Genomic DNA, 21,456 nt, shown 5'->3' with positions numbered 1-21,456 from the left:
GACAGCCGTGTGAAACACAGCCTCCCTCGCCGAGCAACCCCCCAAGTCTACCAATGGCTGAGGCCACCCCCTGACGGGAGTGGCCTCAGCTGCGGCGGTCAGGGGCTAAGCCCATCAGACCTGCTCCTCGAAGAGGCTGGTCACGGAGCCGTCCTCGAAGACCTCCTGGACGGCGCGGGCGATGGTGGGCGCCATCGACAGCACGGTGACCTTGTCCAGCTCGACCTCGCCCGGGGTCGGCAGGGTGTTGGTGAAGACGAACTCGCTGACCTTGGAGTTCTTCAGCCGGTCGGCGGCCGGACCGGACAGCACACCGTGGGTGGCCGTCACGATCACATCCTCCGCCCCGTTGGCGAACAGCGCGTCCGCCGCGGCGCAGATGGTGCCACCGGTGTCGATCATGTCGTCGACCAGCACACACACCCGGCCCCGGACATCGCCGACCACCTCGTGGACGGTGACCCGGTTGGCCACATCCGGGTCACGCCGCTTGTGCACGATGGCCAGCGGCGCGCCGAGCCGGTCGCACCAGCGGTCGGCGACCCGCACCCGGCCGGCGTCCGGCGAGACCACGGTGAGCTTGGCGCGGTCGACCTTGGCGCCCACGTAGTCCGCGAGGAGCGGCAGCGCGAAGAGGTGATCGACCGGGCCGTCGAAGAAGCCCTGGATCTGGTCGGTGTGCAGATCGACCGTGAGGATGCGGTCGGCGCCCGCGGTCTTGAACACATCGGCGATCAGCCGGGCCGAGATCGGCTCACGGCCGCGGTGCTTCTTGTCCTGGCGGGCGTAGCCGTAGAAGGGCACGATCACCGTGATGGAGCGCGCGGAGGCCCGCTTCAGCGCATCGAGCATGATGAGCTGCTCCATGATCCACTTATTGATCGGAGCCGTGTGGCTCTGGATCAGGAAGCAGTCGGCACCGCGCGCGGACTCCTGGAAGCGGACGTAGATCTCGCCGTTGGCGAAGTCGAATGCCTTGGTCGGGACCAAGCTGACGCCCAACTCGTGGGCGACCTCCTCGGCCAGCTCGGGGTGGGCGCGGCCGGAAAAGAGCATCAGTTTCTTCTCGCCGGTCGTCTTGATCCCGGTCACAGCAAATCTCCTTGGATGTCACTTTGGTGCGCTTATCACGTTACGCCCCCGCACGGCGTACCGTGCACATGTCACTGCTGGCCCTCGTCCTCCCGACGAGCGGCCTCGGCGGCCCGCGCCGCGGCGCTTCCGGGGCGCTTGCGGTCCACCCAACCCTCGATATTCCGCTGCTGTCCGCGAGCGACGGCGAGGGAGCCGGGGGGCACATCCTTGGTGATGACCGAGCCGGCGGCGGTGTAGGCGCCGTCCCCGATCGTGACGGGAGCCACAAGCATGTTGTCGGCTCCGGTCCGGCAGTGGCTGCCGATGGTGGTGTGGTGCTTGTTCACGCCGTCGTAGTTCACGAAGACACTCGCGGCGCCGATGTTGGTGTACTCGCCGATCGTCGCGTCGCCCACATAGGACAGATGCGGCACCTTGGTGCCCTCGCCGATCGAGGCGTTCTTCATCTCCACATACGTCCCGGCCTTGGCCTTGGTGCCGAGCCGGGTGCCGGGGCGCAGATACGCGTACGGCCCGACGCTCGCGCCGGCGCCGATCGAGGCACCCTCGGCGACGGTGAAGCTCGCGACCGCGCCCTGGCCCACCGTGGTGTCGGTCAGCCGGGAGTTCGGGCCGACCTCGGCGTGCGCGGCCAGATGAGTGGCGCCCAGCAGCTGGGTGCCGGGGTGGACCACGCTGTCCGGCTCGAAGGTGGCCGTCACATCGATCCAGGTGGTGGCCGGGTCGATGACGGTCACCCCGCTGAGCATGGCGCGCTCCAGCAGCCGGTCGTTGAGCAGCCGGCGGGCCTCGGAGAGCTGCACGCGGTTGTTGATGCCGACGATCTCGCGGTGGTCGGCCGCGATGGACGCACCGACGCGGTGACCGGCCTCGCGCAGAATGCCGAGCACATCGGTGAGGTATTCCTCACCCTGGCTGTTGTCGGTCCGCACCTTGCCCAGCGCGTCGGTGAGCAGCTGCGCGTCGAAGGCGAAGACCCCGGAGTTGATCTCGCGGATCGCCCGCTGGGCGTCGGTCGCGTCCTTGTGCTCGACGATCGCGGTGACGGCACCGGTCGCCGCGTCCCGCACGATCCGGCCGTAGCCGGTCGCGTCGGGCACCTCGGCGGTCAGCACGGTCACGGCATTGCCGTCGGCGTCATGGACGGCCGCGAGCTGCCGCAGCGTCTCGCCGGTCAGCAGCGGCGTGTCACCACAGACGACGATCACGGTGCCGTCGAGGGCGACGCCGCTGTCGGAGAGCTCTTCCAGGCCCATCCGGACGGCGTGCCCGGTGCCGTTCTGCTCATGCTGGACGGCGGTGCGGGCCTCGGCGTCGATCTCGGCCAGATGCGCGGAGACCTGCTCCCGGGCATGGCCGACGACGACCACGAGATGCTCGGGGGAGAGCTCGCGGGAGGCGGCGACGACATGCCCGACGAGGGAACGGCCGCAGATGGCGTGCAGCACCTTGGGGGTCGCCGACTTCATGCGGGTGCCCTCACCCGCTGCGAGGATGACGACGGCTGCCGGGCGGTTGGCGCTCACGGGTGTGCCCTTCGGCTTCGGGGGTGGACACCCGCAGGATACCGAGAGGTTTCCGGGCGGAAAGGATGGAGGGTCCTGGCGGAGGGGGTCAGGACCCGAACGCTAGGCTCCCCTGCCAGGACTCGAACCTGGAACAAAGCATTCAAAGTGCCACGTGTTGCCCATTACACCACAGGGGATAGCAAATGCCGCCAAATCGGACAATCGTCTAGATCGTTGTCTTGGCCCCCACCACTATGCCGTACCACCAGCCTTCAATGCGACGGTACAGGTCGGCACCTTTGAGGACGCGGACCACAAGACATCCCCTGTAGCGCTCGCCGACGTTCTTCCGAACGGAACGTGACCGTTTCGCTGCGGCGGTGAGGCTTGCTCTTCGTGCCTTCGGACCAGTAGAGCCCCACGCCGATCAGGAACGGCTCCCGGTCCGTCATCTCGCGACCCGTCCCGCAGGCCGCCCACGCTGTCGCCGTCGCGGCGTCGTGGTTCGCTCATGGCCACAGGGTTGTTCGCTATGCGGACGCGGGTGTCGAAAACGTGGGCGATTCGGTCGTTCGAGGGAAAGGCGTGACTTTGCCCTCTGTTCGAGTCCCTTGTGTGCCGCCGTGTCCCCGGAAAAGCGCTGGCGCCCGGCCGTAGTCTGGTCGCTATGAGTGCGACGGGGGCAGTCGAGGCGGCGGGCGCGCGGGGCGCGCCCGCTGGGCCGTGGTGGTGGGCACGGCGGCGGAGCATGGTGCTCGATGTGACGCTCGGCGTCGCGTCGGCGGTCGAGTGCGCGGTGGAGGGCGTCGGGTTCGCGCACGACGCCCGGATTCCGGTGGGGCTGGGGATCGCGCTCGGGCTGCTCGTCGGCGCGACGCTGGTGCTGCGGCGGCGCTGGGCGATCGCGGTCGTGCTGATATCCATCGCCGTCACCCCCGCCGAGATGGGGCTGCTGCTCAGCGTCGTCGGGCTCTACACCCTCACCGCGTCCGAGGTGCCGCGCCGGATCCCGGCGGTGCTGGCCGGGATGTCCGGCGCCGGGACCTTCCTCGTCACGTTGATCCGCTTCCGGCAGGACCACCACCAGAGCGGCTGGGGCACGTCCCTGTGGGAGGCCCCGCTCTTCTCGCTGGTGATCACCCTGGCGCTGATCGCCCCGCCCGTGCTGTTCGGGCTGTACGTCCGGGCCCGGCGGCGGCTCGTGGAGAGCCTGCGGGAGCGGGCCGACGGGCTGGAGCGGGAGCTGTCGCTGCTCGCGGAGCGGGCGGAGGAGCGGGCCGAGTGGGCCCGTAACGAGGAGCGCACCCGGATCGCGCGGGAGATGCACGACGTGGTGGCGCACCGGGTGAGCCTGATGGTGGTGCACGCGGCGGCCCTCCAGGCGGTGGCGCTCAAGGACCCGGAGAAGGCGTCGAAGAACGCGGCGCTGGTGGGGGACATGGGGCGGCAGGCGCTGACCGAGCTGCGGCAGATGCTGGGGGTGCTGCGGTCCGAGGACGGCAAGCGGGGCGTGGCCTCTTCGGCGGCCTCTTCCGCCGCCGCTGCCGCCGCTGAGGGGACGCCGGTGCCGCTGGCGGCCGTCGCGGTGGCCGCGACGGCCGCGGCCCAGGCCGCGGGGGCGGCCGCGCGGGACGAGGAGGTCCTGGGCGGGCCGTGTCTGGCGGAGCTGGAGGCGCTGGTCGGGCAGTCCCGGGCGGCCGGGATGGTCGTGGAGCTGTCGGTGGAGGGCGAGGCGCGGCGGTACGCGCCCCGGGTGGAGCAGACCGCGTACCGGGTGGTCCAGGAGGCGCTGACCAACGTCCACAAGCACGCCCCGGGAGCGAGTACGCGCGTACGGGTCGCCCACCGCACCGCCGAGATCGCGGTCCTGGTGGAGAACGGCCCCTCGGAGCGGGGTGCGGCCGACGTGGGCCTGCCGAGCGGCGGGAACGGGCTGATCGGCATGCGGGAGCGGGTCTCGACGCTCGGTGGAGGCTTTGTCTCGGGGGCGACGGAAGCGGGCGGCTTCCGCGTCTCGGCCGTCATACCGGATCGAACGGATCGAACGGAACGTACGGAACGTACGGACCGAACGGACGGGACGGACCGTACGGACCGAACGGCCGTCGAGCGCGCCGAGCCGGTGCGCAGCGAGGACGTGCAGCGAGCGAAGAGCGCGTAGCGCTCGGCCCCGGCTCTCGGTCCCCGCCGGGGCTCCGCCCCCGCTGTGCCCCGCTACGCCCGGGTCAGCCGTGCCGGGAGCGCGCCGGTGACCAGTGTCGCCAGCGCCGCGTCCACGGTCGCGCCCAGGTACCAGTCCCCGGTGTGGTCGAGGCTGTACACCCGCCCCTCCGCGTCGATCGTCAGCAGCGCCTGGCCGTCCGCCTCTTCGCCCAGCGGGCAGACCTCCGTCTCCAGCGACCGCCCCAGGTCGCCGAGGGTGCGGGCCAGGTGGAGGCCGTGCAGCGGGTCGATGCGGAAGGGGGTCGGGGCGATTTCCCGGCCCGCTCCGGGCGGCTGGATGTGCAGGCCGCCGAACTCCGCCCATGCCTCGACGGCCGCCGGGAAGACCGCGTGCCGGTGGCCGGCGGGTGAGGTGTGGGCGCGCAGGGTGTCCGCCCAGACCTCGGCGCGCTGGATGTCCCAGCGGCCGGGCTGCCAGCCGGCTTCGCGCAGCGCGGCGTCGACGGCGATGGGGAAGCGGGTGACGTCCATGCGGTCGGTCACCTGTCGGGCCTGTCCTGTCTGTCGTGCCTGTTTCACTCGGCCTCACCCACCACCCGTACGCCGAAGTGGGCCAGCAGCGCGGCGCAGGACAGGCACGGCGGGGCGTAGCTGCCGTGCCGCGGGTCGCCCGCCTCCCGGATCCGGCGGGTGGTGAGCTTCGCCTGCTTGAGGGAGCGGCGGGCCTCACCCTGGGTGAGCGGTTTGCGGGCGGCGCGCTTGGAGCGGCCGGCCTCGGCGTTGGACAGATGGCGGGAGAGGAGGATCGCCTCGGGGCAGCGGCCGGTGAATCGTTCCCGCTGGCCGCTGGCGAGCGCGTCGAGGAAGTCCTGGACCAGTGGATGGAGTGCGGGCGGCTGGTCGGCCTTGCCTCCGGTGCAGGTCAGCGTCGTGCCGCGGACGGACAGCGCGGCCGCGACGGCGGGCAGGATGCCGTCGCGGCGGTGGCGGAGCGAAGGCGGGCCGGCGTCGGGGTCGACGCTGCTCCATCTCAGCCGGGGGTCGCTCGCCGCGGGGGTGGCGCCGTCGCCGCTCCCGTTGCTCTGCGTGATGTGCATGTGGTGGATCCCTCCCTGTGCAATCCCCCGGTTGCGATGATCAGACTGCCAAATGCGGTGGCCGCTGCGGTAGTCCGGGGCTGAACTACCGCGGCGGGATGGGGGGCGTTCCGCGGCGGGGGTGGCCGACCGGGTCCGCCGGTTGCGCCACCGCATAGGCTGTGCGCAGTAGCCAGCATCAGCAGGGGGCAACCGCCATGACGACAGGTCGGCTCGGGCAGCACGCCGCGCCACCGAATACGGCCTACGCCGGGCAGGTCGTGCACTTCCCGGACCCGGTCCGGGCCGCTCGCCACCCCAAGGGCGTCCGGATGGACGAAAACGGCTTTCCGGACTTCTCGCCGTATGCCCGCGCGGCCGCCGAAATCGCCGAGCCCCCGGAGGGGTTCGGCATCGACGAGCTGCGGCTGACCGACTTCGTCTCGGCGAACGCGGCGCTGTACGCCTCCGGTCACGAGCTGTGGAACGACTCGTCGTCGGTGGCCACCCCGCACGGCTGGGCCTGGCACCACGTCGCCGGCACCCGCCGTATGGAGCTGATCCCGGCCGAGGTCAAGGCGCTGCTGCGGCACCACGGCGGGCTCGCCACCACCCTCGTCGACCAGGACAAGCGCGGCACCCGCCCGCTGCAGGAGACCCGGCCGGTCCACTTCGGGCTGCCGGTCCGGGGCCTGGCGGTCACCGAGGAGCAGGTGCTGGGGGCCGAGGAGGACCTCGGCTACCGGCTGCCCGAGTCCTACCGCGCCTTCCTCAAGGCGGCGGGCGGCTGCGCACCGGTCGGGGCGGCGCTCGACCCGGAGCTGGGGCTGCTGATCGACCAGCCCTTCTTCACGGTGCGCGACGAGGCGGCGGTCAATGACCTCGTGTATGTCAACAAGTGTCTGCGGGACCACTTCACCAAGGACTATCTGGGCGTCGGCTTCGTCCAGGGCGGCGTGATCGCGGTCAAGGTGAAGGGGGACGCGATCGGTTCGGTGTGGTTCTGCGCGTACGACGACGCGCGGGACCGCGACGGCTGGACGGTCCAGGAGCGGGTGGAGCGGCTGACGCGGCCGTGCGGTGAGGACTTCGACGCCTTTCTGCTGCGGCTGGCCGGCAATCCGCCGGAGCTGGAGACCGTGGCGAACCTGATGGTGGACGGCGGATTCGCTCACGCTGTCCCGGTGGAGGGGTGAGCGCGATGGTGACCTTCGCACAGGCGCAGGAGCGCGCGGAACTCTGGATCAACGGCGATGTGCCCGCCTATCAGCAGCGCGAGGTGCGGGTCCGGGAGTTCGAACTCGGCTTTGTGGTCTGGGCCGAGGACCGCCCGGACGGACCGGTCCCGGACGCGCGGTCCGAGGGCGCGCGGCTGGTCATCGCCCGCGACAGCGGGGACACCACGCTGTGGCCGGCGCTGCCGGTGGGCGAGGTGATCCGCCGGTACGAGGAGCGGTACGGCGCGATCGACGAGGGCGTCGAGGAGAGCACCGGCGGGCGCCAGCAGCGCATCGATCTGAACGTGACGTCCTTCCTGCTGACTCCGCCGGAGTGGCTGCAGGAGGCGGCGGACGCGATGAGCCTCCCGGACCAGCGGCTGGACCTCCCCGAGCAGCGGTCGGACGAGGGCCCCTCCGACGCACCGCCCGCCGGGGAACCGGCCCCTGACGCTCCCGCCGCCGCGGATCCGGCACTTGTCGCGTCCGCGGACGACTGGCCGTCGGGCGGCGTCGCGGATGCGGCTCCTGCCGCGCCCGTCGACGACTGGCCGTCGAGCGGCGCCCCGGGCGCGGGTGCGGGCTCCGCGCCCGGCTCGTACGCGTCCGGGGGCGCCGGATCCGGTCTGTCGTCCCGCGGGGCCGTGGTCGAGGACGACTGGCCGTCGGACGCCGCGGCGCGTGGCGCGCGCGGCGCCGCGGACGACGAACCGCAGGACGCGCCACCTGCTCCGCCGGCGCCGGGTGTTCCGGCCGCTCCCGCTCCGGGTGGTTCGGCCGCTCCGGCCGCGGATCAGGGGTGGCGGAACGCTGCGCCGCCGCCTGTGCCCGGGGGCGGCAGCCCGTGGGCCCCGCCCGCCCCGGGCGACTCCGCCGAGCGCCCGGCACCGCCGGCCACGCCCAGCGGTGGCACGCCATGGGCCGGGGCCGACACCAACGTCGGGGGCGACGACGGCGACGACCGCTCGGTCGCGCCGCCCGCCACCGTTTTCGCCCCGCCGCTGGCGGGCTCCGACGACGAGGACACCCCGGTGCCGGGCGCGCGGCCCGATGCCAAGACCAAGTTGATGTCCGCGGGCAGCGTGCTGCCGCCCACGGCCATCGCCCCGTCCTTCGACCTCCCGGGGCCGTCGGGCGGCCCCGCCGCGGCCCCGCCGCCGGGTGCCGCTCCCGGCGGTGCTCTTGGCGCGGGCGATATCGCGGACGCCGCCACCCGTAAGGCGGCGCCCGGCGGTCCGACGCTCCCGCCGCCGCCCGGCGCCCCGGGCACGCCCGGCGCCCGGCCGGGCGCGGGATCGCATACCCCGGCCCCGCCGCCTCCGCCGTCGGGGCCGGGCGCCCCGGGCGCTCCGGCCGGCGGGTACGTACCGACGCAACTGGTCTCGCAGCTCGACCCCGAGAGCCTCGGCGGCGCCCCGGGCGTACCCGGCGGCGGTCCGCACACCCCGCCGACGCCGAACGCCCCGGGCGCGCCCGGCGCCCCCGGTACGCCCGGTGGCGGTGTGCACGCCGCCGCGACGATGCTGGCCGGCGGTCCGGGCGCCCCGGGCGGTCCCGGCGCTCCTGGCCACACCCCGCCGTCCGGTCCGCAGCCGCCCGGTGCCCCCGGCGGCCAGCAGCCGCCGCCGAACGTGCCCGGTGCGCCCGGTGGCGGTGTCCATGCCGCCGCGACGATGCTCGCCGGTGGTCCGGGCACCCCGCCCGGGGCCGGCCAGGGCGCCCCCGGCTTCCCGCCGCCGCCCGGTGCTCCGGGCGTTCCCGGCCAGGCTGCCCCGAACGGCCCGCAGCCGCCCGGCCCTCCCGGTGTCCCCGGTACGGGTGGTCCGCAGACCCCGCCGCCCCCGCCCGGTCCGGGCGGTGTGCACGCCGCCGCGACGATGCTGGCCGGCGGTCCGGGCGCCCCGGGCGGTCCCGGCGTCCCCGGTATGCCTCCGCCCGGCATGGCCCCGCCCGGCATGGCCCCGCCCGGCATGGCCCCGCCCGGCGGCGCGCCCGCCCCGGGCATGGCGCCGCCGCCCGGCGCCGCCGGGCCAGGTATGGCGCCGCCGCCCGGGTACGCGTATCCGCCTCCGCCCCCCGGTCAGCCGACCGTTGGGCCCGGCTATATGGCGGTCCTCCGCTACCGTGCGCAGGACGGCTCCGAGCAGCAGCTCATCCGCCGTTCCGCGCCCGGCACGCCGCACCCCGAGTGGCAGATCCTGCATGAGCTGCGCTCGATGAACGTGCCGCCGCAGCAGGTGCTGGAGCTCCACACCGAGCTGGAGTCCTGCGATCTGCCGGGCGGTTATTGCGCGCGGATGATCCGGGAGACCTGGCCGCAGGTGCGGATCAGCCATACGGCTCCGTACGGGCGCGATCACGCCACCCGCCGGCAGGGCGTACGTCATCTCCTTGAGCATCAGGGTGAGCTGCATCAGGTGGCGGACGGCCCGGCGCGTCCGGCGCCGAACCGGGTGCCGCTGCCGCACCCCAGCCAGGTGCAGCCGATCCCGCCCGTCCCGCCGGAGGGACTGGCGCAGGAGCTGGGCCAGGCGTTCGGACCGCAGGGCATCCTCCGCTTCGACCAGCGCGCGGTGTCGCGGATGGGCGTGCCGGACGTGGTCGCGCAGACGCTGGTCTGGGCGGGGCTGCCGGTGGACTTCGGGCCGTTCTTCTGGGCCCAGGCCCAGCCGGGCCGTCCGGTGCCGACGCTGGCCGAGCTGGCGGCGGAGCGGGGCGTGCAGTCCGCGCCGGACGCGGGTTCGTACCTCGTCATGGGCAATGACTTCGGCCGTCAGCTGTGTGTGCAGTACGGCACGGCGCACATCGTGGCGGTACCGCTGGAGGCGGTGCCGGGCGCTCCGCCGGCGCCTGCGCAGTTCGTCAACACCGGACTGCCGGAGTTCGTACGGTGCATGGCGCTGCTGGGCCGGATGTGGCGGCTGCGCTACGGGCTGACGCCGGATCAGGCGGCCCGCTGGACGGTCGACTTCCAGGGGCAGCTCGCCGCCCTGGACCCGGCGGCGTTGGCCGCCCCGGACAACTGGTGGGCGGTGCTGCTGGAGCAGATGTGGGACGGCCTGCTCTGAAGGGCCTGCTCTGAAAGGCCCGCTCTGAACGGCCCGCTCTGACGTAGCTCGCACCGCTCGCGCACCGATCGAGGCGCCCGACCCCCGTGACGGGGGCGGGCGCCTCGTCGTTGTTGTCACCGGATTCCGGCAGAGGACACCGCACGGGGCATCAACGAGTGCGGCCCCGGCGACCCTGACGGGAAATATGGACGGAGTGTCGCGTTATGGGTGATGTGACGCCATCCATGAAGATGTGCGCCGGAGCGCGTTGCATGCCGGACTAAAGGGGTTCCAAGGATGGGCGCATCGGTGTCACGTCAGGGCTTCACCATCGGCGGACGGGGCCGCGGCTATCGTCCCGCGCAGGTCGACCGCTATGCGGCGGAGCTGTCCGAGGCGCGCGACGCGGCGTGGGAGCGTGCCGCGCGGCTGACCGTTCTCGCCAATGAACTGGCCGCCGAGGCGGAGCGGCTGCGCGAGGTGATCGCCCAGTTGGCCCCCCAGACGTATGAATCGCTGGGCGATCGCGCCCAGCTGATCCTCATGGCGGCCGAGGAGGAGGTCGGGTGTCTGCGGGCGGCGGCCGAGGCGTCGGCGCAGGAGCAGTGGGAGGTCGCGCAGGCCGAGGCCCGTACGGTCCGGGACGCCGCCCGGGACGAGGCCGAGCGGGTGCGCGAGGCCGCCGAGGCGGCCGCGCGCTCCGTCCTGGAGTCGGCCCAGGCGGAGGTGGACGAGTTGCGCGCCGCCTCACGCCAGGACGCCAAGGAGTGGCGGACCGAGGCGCTGGAGGCGCTCAAAGAGATGCGGCAGCGCACCGCCGCGGTCCTCGCCGAACAGGAGCGGGAGCATGCGGATCGGTGGGAGGCGGCCGGCCATGAACTGGCCGGGCGCGAGACCGCGATGACCGCCCGGATCGCCCAGCTCGAGGAGTACACGCAGGCCAAACTCGCCGACGCCAAGCGCCAGTACGCGATGGCCGAACAGGCCGCGCGGCTGCGCCAGGAGGACGCGCAGGCGCAGGCGGCGGAGATCATCGCACAGGCGCGGGCCCGGGAGGAGCGCCTGGCGCGGGAGACGGAGCGTACGCTGCGCGAGCATGTCGAGCGGCGTGAGGAGCTCAAGGCGCATCTGGAGCATGTCCGCGGCAGTCTGGCGGCGCTGACCGGCAAGCCGGTCGCGGAGGACGCCGGGGCCGCGCCGCGCCCCGAGGCCTGACCGCCGGTCCTGCCGTCAGGTTTCGGCGTCGGCGGGCTCCGGTTCGGGAGGTGCGGGGAAGCGGCGCGGGGCGAGGAGCAGCAGGACCAGCAGCGCCAGCACCGCGGCCGCCGCCGAGCCCATATAGACATGGTCGACGGCGGTGTCCACGGCCCGTCGCAGATAGTCGGCGGCCTGGTCGGTGAGGGCGCCGGGGTGTTCCAGGGCGTGCGAGACCGTGTCGAGGTCGTCGGGCAGCCCTGTCCGGATGCCGGGCGGGGCGTCGGCGAGCCGGGAGGCCAGGGTCGCGTTGGCGACGGCGCCGAAGAGCGCCGCGCCTACGCACTGCCCGACCAGACGGCAGAAGAGGATCGAGGCGGTCGCGGTGCCGCGCTCGGCCCAGCCGACGGACGACTGCACTCCGATGATCAGGGGCAGTTGGAAGAGGCCGAGGGCCGCCCCGAGCAGCAGCATGATCAGCGCGGGCTGCCAGGCGGCGCCGGGGTAGGGGAGGAACGGGAAGGCGGCGAGGATCAGCGCGGCGGCCCCGATGCCGATGATCGCGCAGCGCCGGAAGCCGATGCGGTTGTACACCTGGCTGCTGAGCGCGGCCGAGATCGGCCAGCTGAGCGTCATCATGGAGAGCACGAATCCGGCCGCTATCGGTCCGAGCCCCAGCACCGACTGGGCGTAGGTGGGCAGAAAGACGGTCGGGGCGATCATCAGCAGTCCGAGCGCGCCGAGCGCGAGATTGACCGCCGAGATCGTACGGCGGCGCCACACCCAGCCCGGAATGATCGGTTCGGCGGCGCGCCGTTCGATCCATACGGTTCCCGCGGCGCATACCGCGCTGCCCGCGAGCAGCGCCAGCGACGGCGGGGACAGCCAGCCCCAGGCCACCCCGCCCTGCACCAGCGCGGTCAGCAGCAGCCCGCCGCACGCGAAGACGGCGAGCGCGCCCGCCCAGTCGATCCGGGGCCGGCTCTCGTGGCGCCGCACCGGTTCCCGCAGATGACGGACGATCAGCGTCAGCGCCAGCGCCCCGACCGGCAGATTGATCAGGAAGATCCAGCGCCAGTCGGCGTAGCCGGCGAGCACCCCGCCGATCGCCGGGCCGGCCACGGAGGACAGCGCCCAGACCGAGGAGAGCCTGGCCTGGATCTTGGGGCGCTCCTTGAGCGGATAGAGATCGGCGGCGATCACCTGGATCGTGCCCTGGAGCGCCCCGCCGCCCAGCCCCTGGACGATGCGGAAGGCGATGAGCGAGGCCATGTTCCACGCGCCGGCGCACAGCAGCGAGCCGACGAGGAAGACCACGATGCCGGCGAGGAGGACGGGTTTGCGGCCGAAGGTGTCGGAGAGCTTTCCGTACACCGGCAGTGTGACCGTGACGGCGAGCAGATAGCCGGAGAAGAGCCAGGAGAAGACGGAGAAGCCGCCGAGATCGCCGACGATCTGCGGAACGGCGGTCGAGATGATGGTCGCGTCGAGGGCGGCCAGCGCCATGCCGAGCATCAGGGCGGCGGCGACGGGACGGCGGTCGCGGGGGGTTGGCGGTGAGAGGTCTGCCTCGGGTGCGGGGGGTACGGGGTCCGCGTCCGTAGGCCGTGCGGTGCCGCCCACCGTGGCGCTCTCCCTCCGCCGGTCCGCACCGGCTCTCGCCCGAATCCTTGTACGACCCACCATTCCATGCCGGCTCAGGGCAGGGGAAGGACGCATCAGGGCCGCCCAGCCCGGCGACTTGAGCCTGACGCTGCGGAAGGGTGCACGATCGACCCCGAGCCCGGCTCCACCTGAAGGCTTACACCCCTAGGGGACGTCCACCCTTTCCTCCTACTCGTGGTTCGTCCCGGCGGAGGAGGAGCCGGCCGCCCCGGCTCCATAGTGTTGCTACGGGCAGCGCGACCGAGGGGGTGGGGCTAGCCCCACCGCGAAGAGGGAGTCATACCCCATCGCGGGGGTTCCCGGATCCCGGCAGGCTGAGACGTGCGATCGGGAACCGACATCGCTCATCCATCACCATGAGGAGAGTCACCGTGACAACGGCCGTATCGATTCCCAGGACCGGGGGCAGCGGAGGACATACGGCTGTTGCCGCCCGTGCACGACAGGTCGTCAAGGCGTACGGCTCGGGCGAGACCCGGGTCGTCGCGCTCGACCATGTGGACGTGGACATCGCCCGCGGGCAGTTCACCGCGATCATGGGCCCGTCCGGCTCCGGCAAGTCGACGCTGATGCACTGCCTCGCCGGTCTGGACACCGTCTCCTCGGGGCAGATCTTCATCGACGAGACCGAGGTCACCGGCCTCAAGGACAAGAAGCTGACCAAGCTGCGCCGGGACCGCATCGGCTTCATCTTCCAGGCGTTCAATCTGCTGCCGACGCTCAGCGCGGTCGAGAACATCACGCTGCCGATGGACATCGCGGGCCGTAAGCCCGAGCGCGCCTGGCTGGACCGGGTGGTGGAGACCGTCGGTCTGGCCGACCGCCTCAAGCACCGGCCGAACCAGCTCTCGGGCGGTCAGCAGCAGCGGGTCGCCGTCGCGCGCGCCCTCGTCGCCCGCCCCGAGATCATCTTCGGTGACGAGCCGACCGGCAACCTGGACTCGCGGGCCGGTGCCGAGGTGCTGGGCTTCCTGCGGCGCTCGGTGGACGAGCTGGGCCAGACCATCGTGATGGTCACCCATGACCCGGTCGCCGCCTCCTACGCCAACCGGGTGCTCTACCTGGCCGACGGCCGGATCGTGGACGAGATGCACGACCCGACCGCCGATCTGGTCCTTGAGCGCATGAAGCATTTCGACGCGCGCGGGCGGGTGTCATGACCGTCCTCAAGACCTCACTGCGCAACTTCGTCGCGCACAAGGGGCGGATGGCCCTGTCCGCCATCGCCGTCCTGCTGTCGGTGGCGTTCGTGTCCGGCACGCTCGTCTTCACCGACACGACCAACGCCACCTTCGACAAGCTCTTCGCGGCCACCGCGTCCGACGTCACCGTCAGCCCGAAGGGTGCCGGCGACAGCGACGTACGGCAGGGCAGGATCCGGACGCTGCCCGCCTCGGAGAGGGACCGGCTGCGGAAGGTCAGCGGCGTCAAGTCGGTGCTCGGCGACGCGTCCAGCCAGTCGATCACGGTCGCCGACACCCACGACAACAACATCGGCCCAAAGTCCGGCGCCCCGACCATCGGCACCAACTGGGACACGACCGAGCACCGCTCGGTCAAGCTCACCTCCGGGCACGCGCCGCGCGGCCCCACCGAGGTGATGCTCGACGCCGACACCGCCAAGAACAAGAAGCTGAAGATCGGGGACGAGCTGCGGATCATCGCCGTGCCCGGCGAGTTCCGCGCGAAGATAGTCGGCATCGCCACCTTCCAGGTGACCAACCCCGGTGCCGCGATCGTCTACACGGACGACGCGACCGCGCAGCGCAAGCTGCTCGGCGCCCCCGGCGTGTACACGAGCTTCGCGCTCACCGCACAGCCCGGCGTCAGCAACGAGCAGCTGAAGAAGAACGTCGTCGCCGACCTGGGCGCCGGATTCAAGGTGCAGACGAAGGACGAGGCCAGCAAGGAAGCCCAGGACGACATCGGCTCCTTCCTCGACATCATGAAGTACGCGATGCTCGGCTTCGCCGGGATCGCCGTCCTCGTCGGCATCTTCCTCATCGTCAACACCTTCTCGATGCTGGTCGCCCAGCGCACCCGCGAGATCGGCCTGATGCGCGCCATCGGGTCGAGCCGCAAGCAGATCAACCGGTCGGTGCTCATCGAGGCGCTGCTGCTCGGCATCGTCGGCTCGGTCCTCGGCGTCCTCGGCGGCGTCGGGCTCGCGGTCGGCCTGATGAAGCTCATGGGCAACATGGGCCTGCATCTGAGCACCGACCAGCTGACGGTGAAGGCCACCACGCCCATCGTCGGCCTCACGATCGGCATCGTCGTCACCGTCATCGCCGCGTACATCCCCGCCCGCCGGGCCGGGAAGATCTCCCCGATGGCGGCCCTGCGCGACGCGGGCACCCCCGCGGACGCCAGGGCCGGACGGATCCGGGCCGCGATCGGTCTGCTGCTCACGGCGGGTGGGGCCGCCGCCCTGATCGTCGCCGGGAACGCGGACAAGGCGGTCGACGGCTCGCTCTTCCTCGGCCTCGGCGTGGTGCTGAGCCTCATCGGCTTCATCGTCATCGGCCCGCTGCTGGCCGGCCTGGTGATCCGGATGCTCGCCCCGTTCGTCCTGCGGATGTTCGGCCCCGTGGGCCGGATGGCCGAGCGCAACGCGCTGCGCAACCCGCGGCGTACGGGCGCCACCGGCGCCGCGCTGATGATCGGCCTCGCACTGGTCGCCTGCCTGTCGGTGGTCGGGTCCTCGATGGTGGCCTCGGCCAGCGACGAGCTCGACAAGTCGGTCGGCGCGGACTTCATCATCCAGTCCGACGGGGGCAAGCCGATCACCAAGGCGATCGAGGACGCGGTCCACTCGGCCAAGGGCCTGAAGCACGTCAGCGACGCGAAGGACATCCAGAAGGCCAAGCTCACCCTGGCGGACGGCACGACGGTCACCAAGGATTTGTCCGCCGCCGACCCGACGTACGCCGAGGATCTGCGCACCCCGGTCGTCGAGGGCACGCTCTCCGACGCCTACGGCAAGGACGCCATGTCGGTTCCCGAGAGCTTCGCCAAGGACCACAAGGTGAAGAAGGGCGACACCCTGACCGTCGCCTTCGACGGAGGCAGGACGGCCAGGCTCACCGTCGCCGCGATCACCTCCGACGACGTCTCCTTCGACAAGGGCGCGCTGTACCTCAACATCTCCACCGTCCAGCGCTATGTCCCGGCCGCGCTGATTCCGACGGACGTGATGATGCTCGCGCAGGCCAAGGACGGCCAGGAGGACGTGGCGTACCAGTCCCTCAAGGCGAAGATGCACCACTATCCGTCGGTCCAGGTCCGCGACCAGACCGACTACAAGAAGGAGATGAAGAACCAGATCGGCCAGCTGCTCAACCTGGTCTACGGCCTGCTGGCGCTCGCCATCATCGTCGCCATCCTCGGCGTGGTGAACACCCTCGCCCTGTCGGTCGTCGAGCGGACCCGTGAGATCGGCCTGATGCGCGCCATCGGCCTCTCCCGCCGCCAGATGCGCCGCATGATCCGCCTGGAGTCCGTCGTCATCGCGCTCTTCGGCGCGCTGCTCGGCCTGGGGCTCGGCATGGGCTGGGGCGCCACCGCGCAGAAGCTGCTGGCGCTGGAGGGTCTGAAGACCCTGGAGATCCCCTGGCCCACGATCATCACGGTCTTCATCGGCTCCGCCGTGGTGGGCCTGGTCGCGGCGCTGATCCCGGCCTTCCGGGCGGCCCGGATGAATGTGCTGAACGCGATCGCGACGGAGTAGCGCGGACAAGACCGTTGCCCCCTCCTTGGGGGTGAGGGGCAGCACGGCCGGCCCGGTGCGCGACGGGGGTGCGCACCGGGCCGGCCGCCTGCCGTTGAACGGCGGGCCGGCCGCCCGGCGAACTGCTTGACCTGGAGCGCGCTCCAGGTTCTATGGTCTTTTATGACCTGCGGAAACGCCTCCCGCACCGGGCGCCGACGCTCACGATCGCCCAAGTCTCCGAGCGCACCGGGCTGTCCTTGGGTGCGGCGAGGGCGCCGCAGCCCGGATCCCCGAGCGGGAAAAAGCGCCTCGGGGAGCGATGAGTTTCGCGGGGTCCGGCGGTCCGAGGAGGAGAAGGGACCGTAGGACAACCCCGTACCAGGAGGCCACCATGACCGAGACCGCGCAGGGCACCCGTATCACCGAGCTGGGCAGGGTGGCCGTCACGGTCACCGATCAGGACCGGGCGCTCGATTTCTACGTCGGCACGCTCGGCTTCGAGAAGCGCGCGGACGTCCCCTTCGGCGACGGGCACCGCTGGATCGAGGTGGCGCCCACGGGCGGCGCGGCGGCGATCGCGCTCGTTCTGCCGCGGGAGGGTCAGTCCGCGGGCGGCGCCGAGACCGGGATCATCCTGGTGAGCGAGGACATCGACGCCGACCACGCGACCCTCCGCGCCCGCGGAGTGGACACCGACCCGGAGGTCATGCGCTGGGGCGCCCCCGTCCCGCCGATGTTCGGATTCCGCGACCCCGACGGCAACGGCATCATGATCGTGGAGAACGCCGAGGGGTGAGGCCGCGGCGGCCCCTGCGGATCAGTCGCGGGGGAGCAGGGTGCCCAGGGGGCCCAGGTCGAGGTTGAGGTCTTCGGGCTTCAGACCGTGTTGTTCGCGCAGCTCGGACATCCGCTGGTCCAGGAGCATCAGCGTGGTGCCGATGCGTTCGACCTGGTCGTCGGTGAGTCCGCCGGCGTCGATCCGGCGCAGCGCCTGGCGTTCCATCAGCTGGCGGAGGAGTTCGACGATCGTCAGGACGAGGGCCACGAGGTCGCGGCCCAGCGCGTCGCGGTCGATGTCGACCCGGGTGCCGGTCACAGGGGGCCGCTGTCGGCCCAGGGGGCGGGGACGCGTTCGTTGACCGAGGAGAGGAGTGCGTGCAGGGACAGGCGGACGAGGGGGACCTCGGCGATGGCGATGACGAGGTCGCCGCTGACGACGACCCCGGCGGCCAGCACGCGGTCGAGGAGGTCGACCAGCGGCACCCCGATGGGGCCGAGGGCTTCGGCGGGGGCCGACCCCCAGGCGGCGGTGGTCATGGCGCCATACCTCCGTCGGCGAAGGAGTAAGGGGCCCAGGGGCCGGACAGCTCGATCTGGACGGCCGTCTCGTCCTCGCGCAGGGAGGCGAGGGCGGCCCACAGCTGTCTCTCCCGGCCACTGTCGAGGAGATACGCCGCGTTGAGCACATGGGTGCGGTGCGGGCCGGTCACCTCGGCTCCGTGCGGGCGCAGGCGGCGCGTGGCCACGGCGAGGCCGCGCACCACGGCGTCGACCCGCTCGGCGGCCCGGAGCGCGGCGGTCTGGCGCTGTTCGCGGCCCTGGTGCTGGTTGCGGACGCGCTCCAGATAGGCGAGGCCGCTGCTCGCCCCGCCGGGGGCGGTGGCCTCGCGCGCGGCCGGCTGCCCCGCGAGGGCGTAGACCTTCACCCCCCACTCGACACGGCCCGCGATCCGGTCGAGGGCGGCGAGAAAGGACTCCTCCTTCTCACCCAGGGCCTCGCGGGCCCGCTCGTCGCCGCGGTAGAGGGTGGCCAGCGGCAGCGGTACGGCCGGCGCCACGGCCGACACCGCCGTGATCACCTCGTGGTGGGCGCGGGCGCACCGCTCCAGCCGGTCGCGGTCGGACAGCCGCCGCCGCAGGGCCTCTTCCGCGAAGTCAGCCGCCGGGACGTCCTGCACCACGGCGGTCAGCCGGCCCGCCGGCAACGCGCGGACGGGGGCTCCCGCGCCGAGCCCCGGGACCCCTGGCGGGGTCGCCGGGTCGTCCCGCCGGCAGACGGCGAAGACGTAGGTGAGGGTGGGGGCCTGGGCCACGGTCATGCGTCGCTCCTGTCCTTGCCCGCCTTGTGCCTGCCCGCTCCGCCCCTGGCCGCGCCGACCGCGCTCAGCTCACCGGAGTCCGCCGCGCCGCCGGATTCCAGGGCCTGGAGGCGTTCCCGCAGTTGCGCGTTCTCGTCGGCGAGGGAGTCGTGCAGGGCGCGGGTGGAGAGGGCGGGGTCGGTTTCCCACCAGTTGATTCCGGCCTTGCGGGCGGTGTCGACGGAGGAGATGAACAAGCGCAACCGGATGGTGAGCAGTTCGATGTCCAGCAGGTCGATCTTGATGTCCCCGGCGATGACGATGCCCTTGTCGAGTACGCGCTCCAGGATCTCGGCCAGGTCGGAGGAGGGCGGGCCGGTGGTCGGGGGAGGTGTGCACCACAGGTCGCGGTCGCGGTCAGTCACGGCGCCTCATTCCTCTTTCTTTGGGGCTCGGTTCGCCTCCGGGGCGCTGAAGCCCCTGTCGACGGTCGACCGTGCTCGGCCACTCCTTCCTCCCGGCCTCCGCGCGCTCTCCCTTTCGACAGCGGCCCGCCCCTTCGGCTCACTCGCCGAGGCCCTTGGTCGGGTGGTCGGTGCCCTTGGTCGGGTGGTCGCTCCAGCAGATCCAGCAGCCGGTCCTCTTCCCGATCGAACTCCTCGAAGCTGATGCACCCCGTCTCCAGGGCCTCGTTGAGAGCGGCGAGCCTGGCCCGTACCACGGACGGGTCGAACAGCTCCCGCTCCGCGGCGTCCATCAGACGGTCCGCGACCCACACCACGCCCCGCACGGGCGCCAGCGGGAACAGCACGACCTGGCTCAGGACGCCCATGCGCCCTCCACAAAGCTGTAGCAGGGCAGCGGCCCGGTGAGCCGCAGCTCGACCTGGCCGCCGTGCTCGGCGGCGAGGCGCTCCACGGCGGAGCTGAAGCGCTCCGTCGCGCGCCGGGCGAGGAGGAAGGAGGCGTTGAGCACGCACCCCGGCACCTCGGGCCCGGCGACCCGGGCGTCGGCGACGGCGGAGAGTTCGGCCAGCACCGCGGCCGCCGCGACGGAGGCTCTGCGGGCCAGCCCCCGGGCCACGGCCTCGCCGAGCCGGACGCTGGCGTCATAGCCCGGGGCCCTGCGGGCCGCGGCCCGCGCCCGGCTCACCTCCGCGTCCTCGCGTACCAGCGATGCCAGATCGCCCTGGGCCGGGGCGGCCTTGAGGTTCATCTCGACCCGGCCGTGCACGCGCTCCAGCGCGTCGAGACAGTCCGTCCGTGAGGAGATCAGCTGCCGCCGCACCGCCTCCTCGTCGGGCGCGACCATCCCGAAGCGCATGGGCAGCACCGGCCCGTCCGCCGCGAGGACCAGCGCGAGCTCCTGGTGGGCGAGGAGGTCGCGGCGCTTGGCGCGCAGCCCGGCCGGAGCGTCGCTGATGACGGCGGCCAGTTCCTCGGCGGGGAGCAGGCGGACCGGGCCGGGGCGCTCACCCACTCCGGTGCGGCCGGGTGGCAGCACATGGCCGGCGCGGACGACGCCGTACACGTACACGCTCTGCGGCGCTGCGGCCATCGATCAGTCCTCCTCGGAAAGGCGGCGCGAACGGGGTCGGGCGGTGGTGTGCCGGCGCGGGCGGGTCTCCTCGCCCTCCTCTTCCTCGTCGTCGGCCCCGATGGCCTTCTTGGCCTTCTCCCTCACGGTCCCCGCCTTCTTGGCCACCGCCTTCTTGACCACGCCGCCTCCGCCCCCGCCGCCGAACAGCTCGGGCAGGGTCTTGGTGCGGTCGTACTCCAGATCGAGGCGGTTGCACGCTTCCGCGAAGCGGAGGTAGGTGTCCACGCTCGCGACCACGATGCGGGCGTCGATCTTCAGGATCTCGATGCCGACCAGCGAGACCCGGATGAAGACATCGATCACCATGCCGCGGTCGAGGATCAGCTCCAGGACGTCGTAGAGAGTGCCCGCCCGCGGAATGCAGACGAGCTCGTCGGTGTAGGTGGTGGGGGTGGGCATGATCGGAGCGTCCTCTCAGCAGTCGTCGGCCGCGCCGCGTCGGTAACGGCGGACTCTCCGGTATTCCTGGAGCTCGCCCTGCTGGTCCATCCGCACTTCATAGGTGGCCAGCAGGCTGGTCGTATCGGGGATGCGTTGGACCTCCAGAACGTCCACGTTGACCAGCCAGCCGTCCTCGACCCGGCATACGGCGGAGACCCCCTCGGGGCGATGAGTGATCAGGGCGGCAAGCCGCTCGCAAGCGCGCTTGGCCGCCTCCTCCGGACGGGACTCCCGCGGCCGCCGGGGCGCCTGTTTGGTGGGTGTGCGGCGTTCTCGCTCTGCCATGTGCATCAGTGTGTTCACAGACAGTGCCCGCCCGCGCGCCGAGCTGGGCCAGATGCGGGGCCGCAGTACCCCGTGCGAGGTCCTTCGCTCCGCCTTTCTTCGCTTCCCGGCTCTTCGGGCGGCCTCGCGCGGAGGGCCCTGAAGCGCGGTACGTCATCCGCGCCGGCGGCAACGGCAGGATCCCCGTCGCCGCCCGCGCGGGCGGCGACGGGGTGTCTCGCCCGCTGCCCGGCCGGTGCGCCCGTGCGCCGCAGGTGCGGGGCGAGGCCCGCGCCCGGCGGCCGGCGGGCCCGTGGGCGGGCCCCCGCCGGGGCCCCCCCCCCGCGGGCGCCCGCCCTGTGGGGGCCCGTGTGGTCCGGGGGGCGGGCCCACGCTC

19 protein-coding genes, 1 tRNA gene and 2 pseudogenes are annotated in these 21,456 nt (G+C 72.5%); 7 read left to right on the top strand and 15 right to left on the bottom strand.

The window, feature by feature from the left end; translation table 11 throughout:
• Positions 1–114: 114 nt before the first annotated feature.
• From ABZS71_RS26375 to ABZS71_RS26360, 4 genes and pseudogenes are all read right to left on the bottom strand, one after another.
• Entirely contained in the window at positions 115–1,092 is a 978-nt protein-coding gene (locus ABZS71_RS26375) for a ribose-phosphate diphosphokinase (protein ID WP_355853115.1), read from the bottom strand.
• Between the two features lie 71 nt (positions 1,093–1,163).
• Positions 1,164–2,621: a bifunctional UDP-N-acetylglucosamine diphosphorylase/glucosamine-1-phosphate N-acetyltransferase GlmU gene (gene glmU, locus ABZS71_RS26370; RefSeq protein WP_356214083.1), complete on the bottom strand. Its 1,458-nt coding sequence runs from the start codon at positions 2,619–2,621 to the stop codon at positions 1,164–1,166.
• A 107-nt stretch (positions 2,622–2,728) separates the two neighbouring features.
• A tRNA-Gln gene (locus ABZS71_RS26365) sits at positions 2,729–2,800 on the bottom strand.
• Between the two features lie 29 nt (positions 2,801–2,829).
• Positions 2,830–3,055, bottom strand: a pseudogene (locus ABZS71_RS26360) (hypothetical protein); the annotation flags it as partial.
• Between the two features lie 215 nt (positions 3,056–3,270).
• On the opposite strand from ABZS71_RS26360, the gene ABZS71_RS26355 reads away from it, so the two are divergent.
• Complete coding sequence (locus tag ABZS71_RS26355) at positions 3,271–4,764, top strand: histidine kinase (protein ID WP_356214081.1); 1,494 nt, start codon at positions 3,271–3,273, stop codon at positions 4,762–4,764.
• Positions 4,765–4,817: 53 nt separating this feature from the next.
• On the opposite strand, the gene ABZS71_RS26350 is transcribed toward ABZS71_RS26355, so the two are convergent.
• Both ABZS71_RS26350 and ABZS71_RS26345 read right to left on the bottom strand, forming a co-directional pair.
• On the bottom strand, positions 4,818–5,297 hold the full coding sequence (locus ABZS71_RS26350; protein ID WP_355853148.1) for an SUKH-3 domain-containing protein: 480 nt from the start codon (positions 5,295–5,297) through the stop codon (positions 4,818–4,820).
• Between the two features lie 44 nt (positions 5,298–5,341).
• Complete coding sequence (locus ABZS71_RS26345; protein ID WP_355853106.1) at positions 5,342–5,863, bottom strand: YwqJ-related putative deaminase; 522 nt, start codon at positions 5,861–5,863, stop codon at positions 5,342–5,344.
• Between the two features lie 197 nt (positions 5,864–6,060).
• On the opposite strand from ABZS71_RS26345, the gene ABZS71_RS26340 reads away from it, so the two are divergent.
• The 3 genes from ABZS71_RS26340 (at position 6,061) to ABZS71_RS26330 (ending at position 11,324) form a co-directional block, all read left to right on the top strand.
• A complete protein-coding gene (locus ABZS71_RS26340; protein WP_356214079.1) occupies positions 6,061–7,038 on the top strand; it encodes an SMI1/KNR4 family protein in 978 nt (325 codons plus the stop codon).
• 5 nt (positions 7,039–7,043) lie between these two features.
• The gene (locus ABZS71_RS26335) at positions 7,044–10,127 is read left to right on the top strand and encodes an SUKH-4 family immunity protein (RefSeq protein WP_356214077.1); all 3,084 of its coding nucleotides are present in this window, start codon (positions 7,044–7,046) and stop codon (positions 10,125–10,127) included.
• A gap of 279 nt (positions 10,128–10,406) precedes the next feature.
• Positions 10,407–11,324: a cellulose-binding protein gene (locus tag ABZS71_RS26330; protein WP_356214075.1), complete on the top strand. Its 918-nt coding sequence runs from the start codon at positions 10,407–10,409 to the stop codon at positions 11,322–11,324.
• A gap of 15 nt (positions 11,325–11,339) precedes the next feature.
• On the opposite strand, the gene ABZS71_RS26325 is transcribed toward ABZS71_RS26330, so the two are convergent.
• A complete protein-coding gene (locus tag ABZS71_RS26325) occupies positions 11,340–12,818 on the bottom strand; it encodes an MFS transporter (protein WP_356214148.1) in 1,479 nt (492 codons plus the stop codon).
• Between the two features lie 521 nt (positions 12,819–13,339).
• Between ABZS71_RS26325 and ABZS71_RS26320 the strand changes: the two genes are divergently transcribed.
• The 3 genes from ABZS71_RS26320 (at position 13,340) to ABZS71_RS26310 (ending at position 17,473) form a co-directional block, all read left to right on the top strand.
• A complete protein-coding gene (locus tag ABZS71_RS26320; RefSeq protein WP_356214073.1) occupies positions 13,340–14,128 on the top strand; it encodes an ABC transporter ATP-binding protein in 789 nt (262 codons plus the stop codon).
• Positions 14,125–16,695: an FtsX-like permease family protein gene (locus ABZS71_RS26315; RefSeq protein WP_356214071.1), complete on the top strand. Its 2,571-nt coding sequence runs from the start codon at positions 14,125–14,127 to the stop codon at positions 16,693–16,695. The genes ABZS71_RS26320 and ABZS71_RS26315 overlap by 4 nt, the downstream gene beginning before the upstream one ends.
• Positions 16,696–17,068: 373 nt before the next feature.
• Positions 17,069–17,473, top strand: coding sequence for a VOC family protein (locus tag ABZS71_RS26310; protein ID WP_356214069.1), 405 nt, complete (start codon positions 17,069–17,071; stop codon positions 17,471–17,473).
• A gap of 21 nt (positions 17,474–17,494) precedes the next feature.
• On the opposite strand, the gene ABZS71_RS26305 is transcribed toward ABZS71_RS26310, so the two are convergent.
• From ABZS71_RS26305 to gvpO, 8 genes and pseudogenes are all read right to left on the bottom strand, one after another.
• On the bottom strand, positions 17,495–17,773 hold the full coding sequence (locus ABZS71_RS26305; RefSeq protein ID WP_355853085.1) for a gas vesicle protein K: 279 nt from the start codon (positions 17,771–17,773) through the stop codon (positions 17,495–17,497).
• Positions 17,770–17,994, bottom strand: coding sequence for a gas vesicle protein (locus ABZS71_RS26300; protein WP_355853082.1), 225 nt, complete (start codon positions 17,992–17,994; stop codon positions 17,770–17,772). Before ABZS71_RS26300 ends, ABZS71_RS26305 begins: the two co-directional genes overlap by 4 nt.
• On the bottom strand, positions 17,991–18,776 hold the full coding sequence (locus tag ABZS71_RS26295; RefSeq protein WP_356214067.1) for a GvpL/GvpF family gas vesicle protein: 786 nt from the start codon (positions 18,774–18,776) through the stop codon (positions 17,991–17,993). The genes ABZS71_RS26300 and ABZS71_RS26295 overlap by 4 nt, the downstream gene beginning before the upstream one ends.
• Positions 18,773–19,180 carry a gas vesicle protein gene (locus ABZS71_RS26290; RefSeq protein WP_355853076.1) on the bottom strand — a complete coding sequence of 136 codons (408 nt, stop codon included), beginning with the start codon at positions 19,178–19,180 and terminating at the stop codon, positions 18,773–18,775. The genes ABZS71_RS26295 and ABZS71_RS26290 overlap by 4 nt, the downstream gene beginning before the upstream one ends.
• Before the next feature lie 194 nt (positions 19,181–19,374).
• Positions 19,375–19,587: pseudogene (locus ABZS71_RS26285) on the bottom strand (gas vesicle protein GvpG); the annotation flags it as partial.
• Complete coding sequence (locus ABZS71_RS26280; RefSeq protein ID WP_356214065.1) at positions 19,575–20,312, bottom strand: GvpL/GvpF family gas vesicle protein; 738 nt, start codon at positions 20,310–20,312, stop codon at positions 19,575–19,577. The pseudogene ABZS71_RS26285 and the gene ABZS71_RS26280, both read right to left, overlap by 13 nt.
• A gap of 3 nt (positions 20,313–20,315) precedes the next feature.
• Complete coding sequence (gene gvpJ / locus ABZS71_RS26275; RefSeq protein ID WP_355853070.1) at positions 20,316–20,753, bottom strand: gas vesicle protein GvpJ; 438 nt, start codon at positions 20,751–20,753, stop codon at positions 20,316–20,318.
• 15 nt (positions 20,754–20,768) lie between these two features.
• Positions 20,769–21,080, bottom strand: coding sequence for a gas vesicle protein GvpO (gene gvpO, locus ABZS71_RS26270; protein ID WP_356214063.1), 312 nt, complete (start codon positions 21,078–21,080; stop codon positions 20,769–20,771).
• Between the last annotated feature and the right edge of the window lie 376 nt (positions 21,081–21,456).

The sequence above is a fragment of the Streptomyces sp. NPDC005393 genome, from assembly GCF_040606675.1.
Lineage (GTDB): Bacteria > Actinomycetota > Actinomycetes > Streptomycetales > Streptomycetaceae > Streptomyces.
Note: the sequence above shows the minus strand (reverse complement) of the source record. Positions and strands in the feature narration are given on the sequence as shown.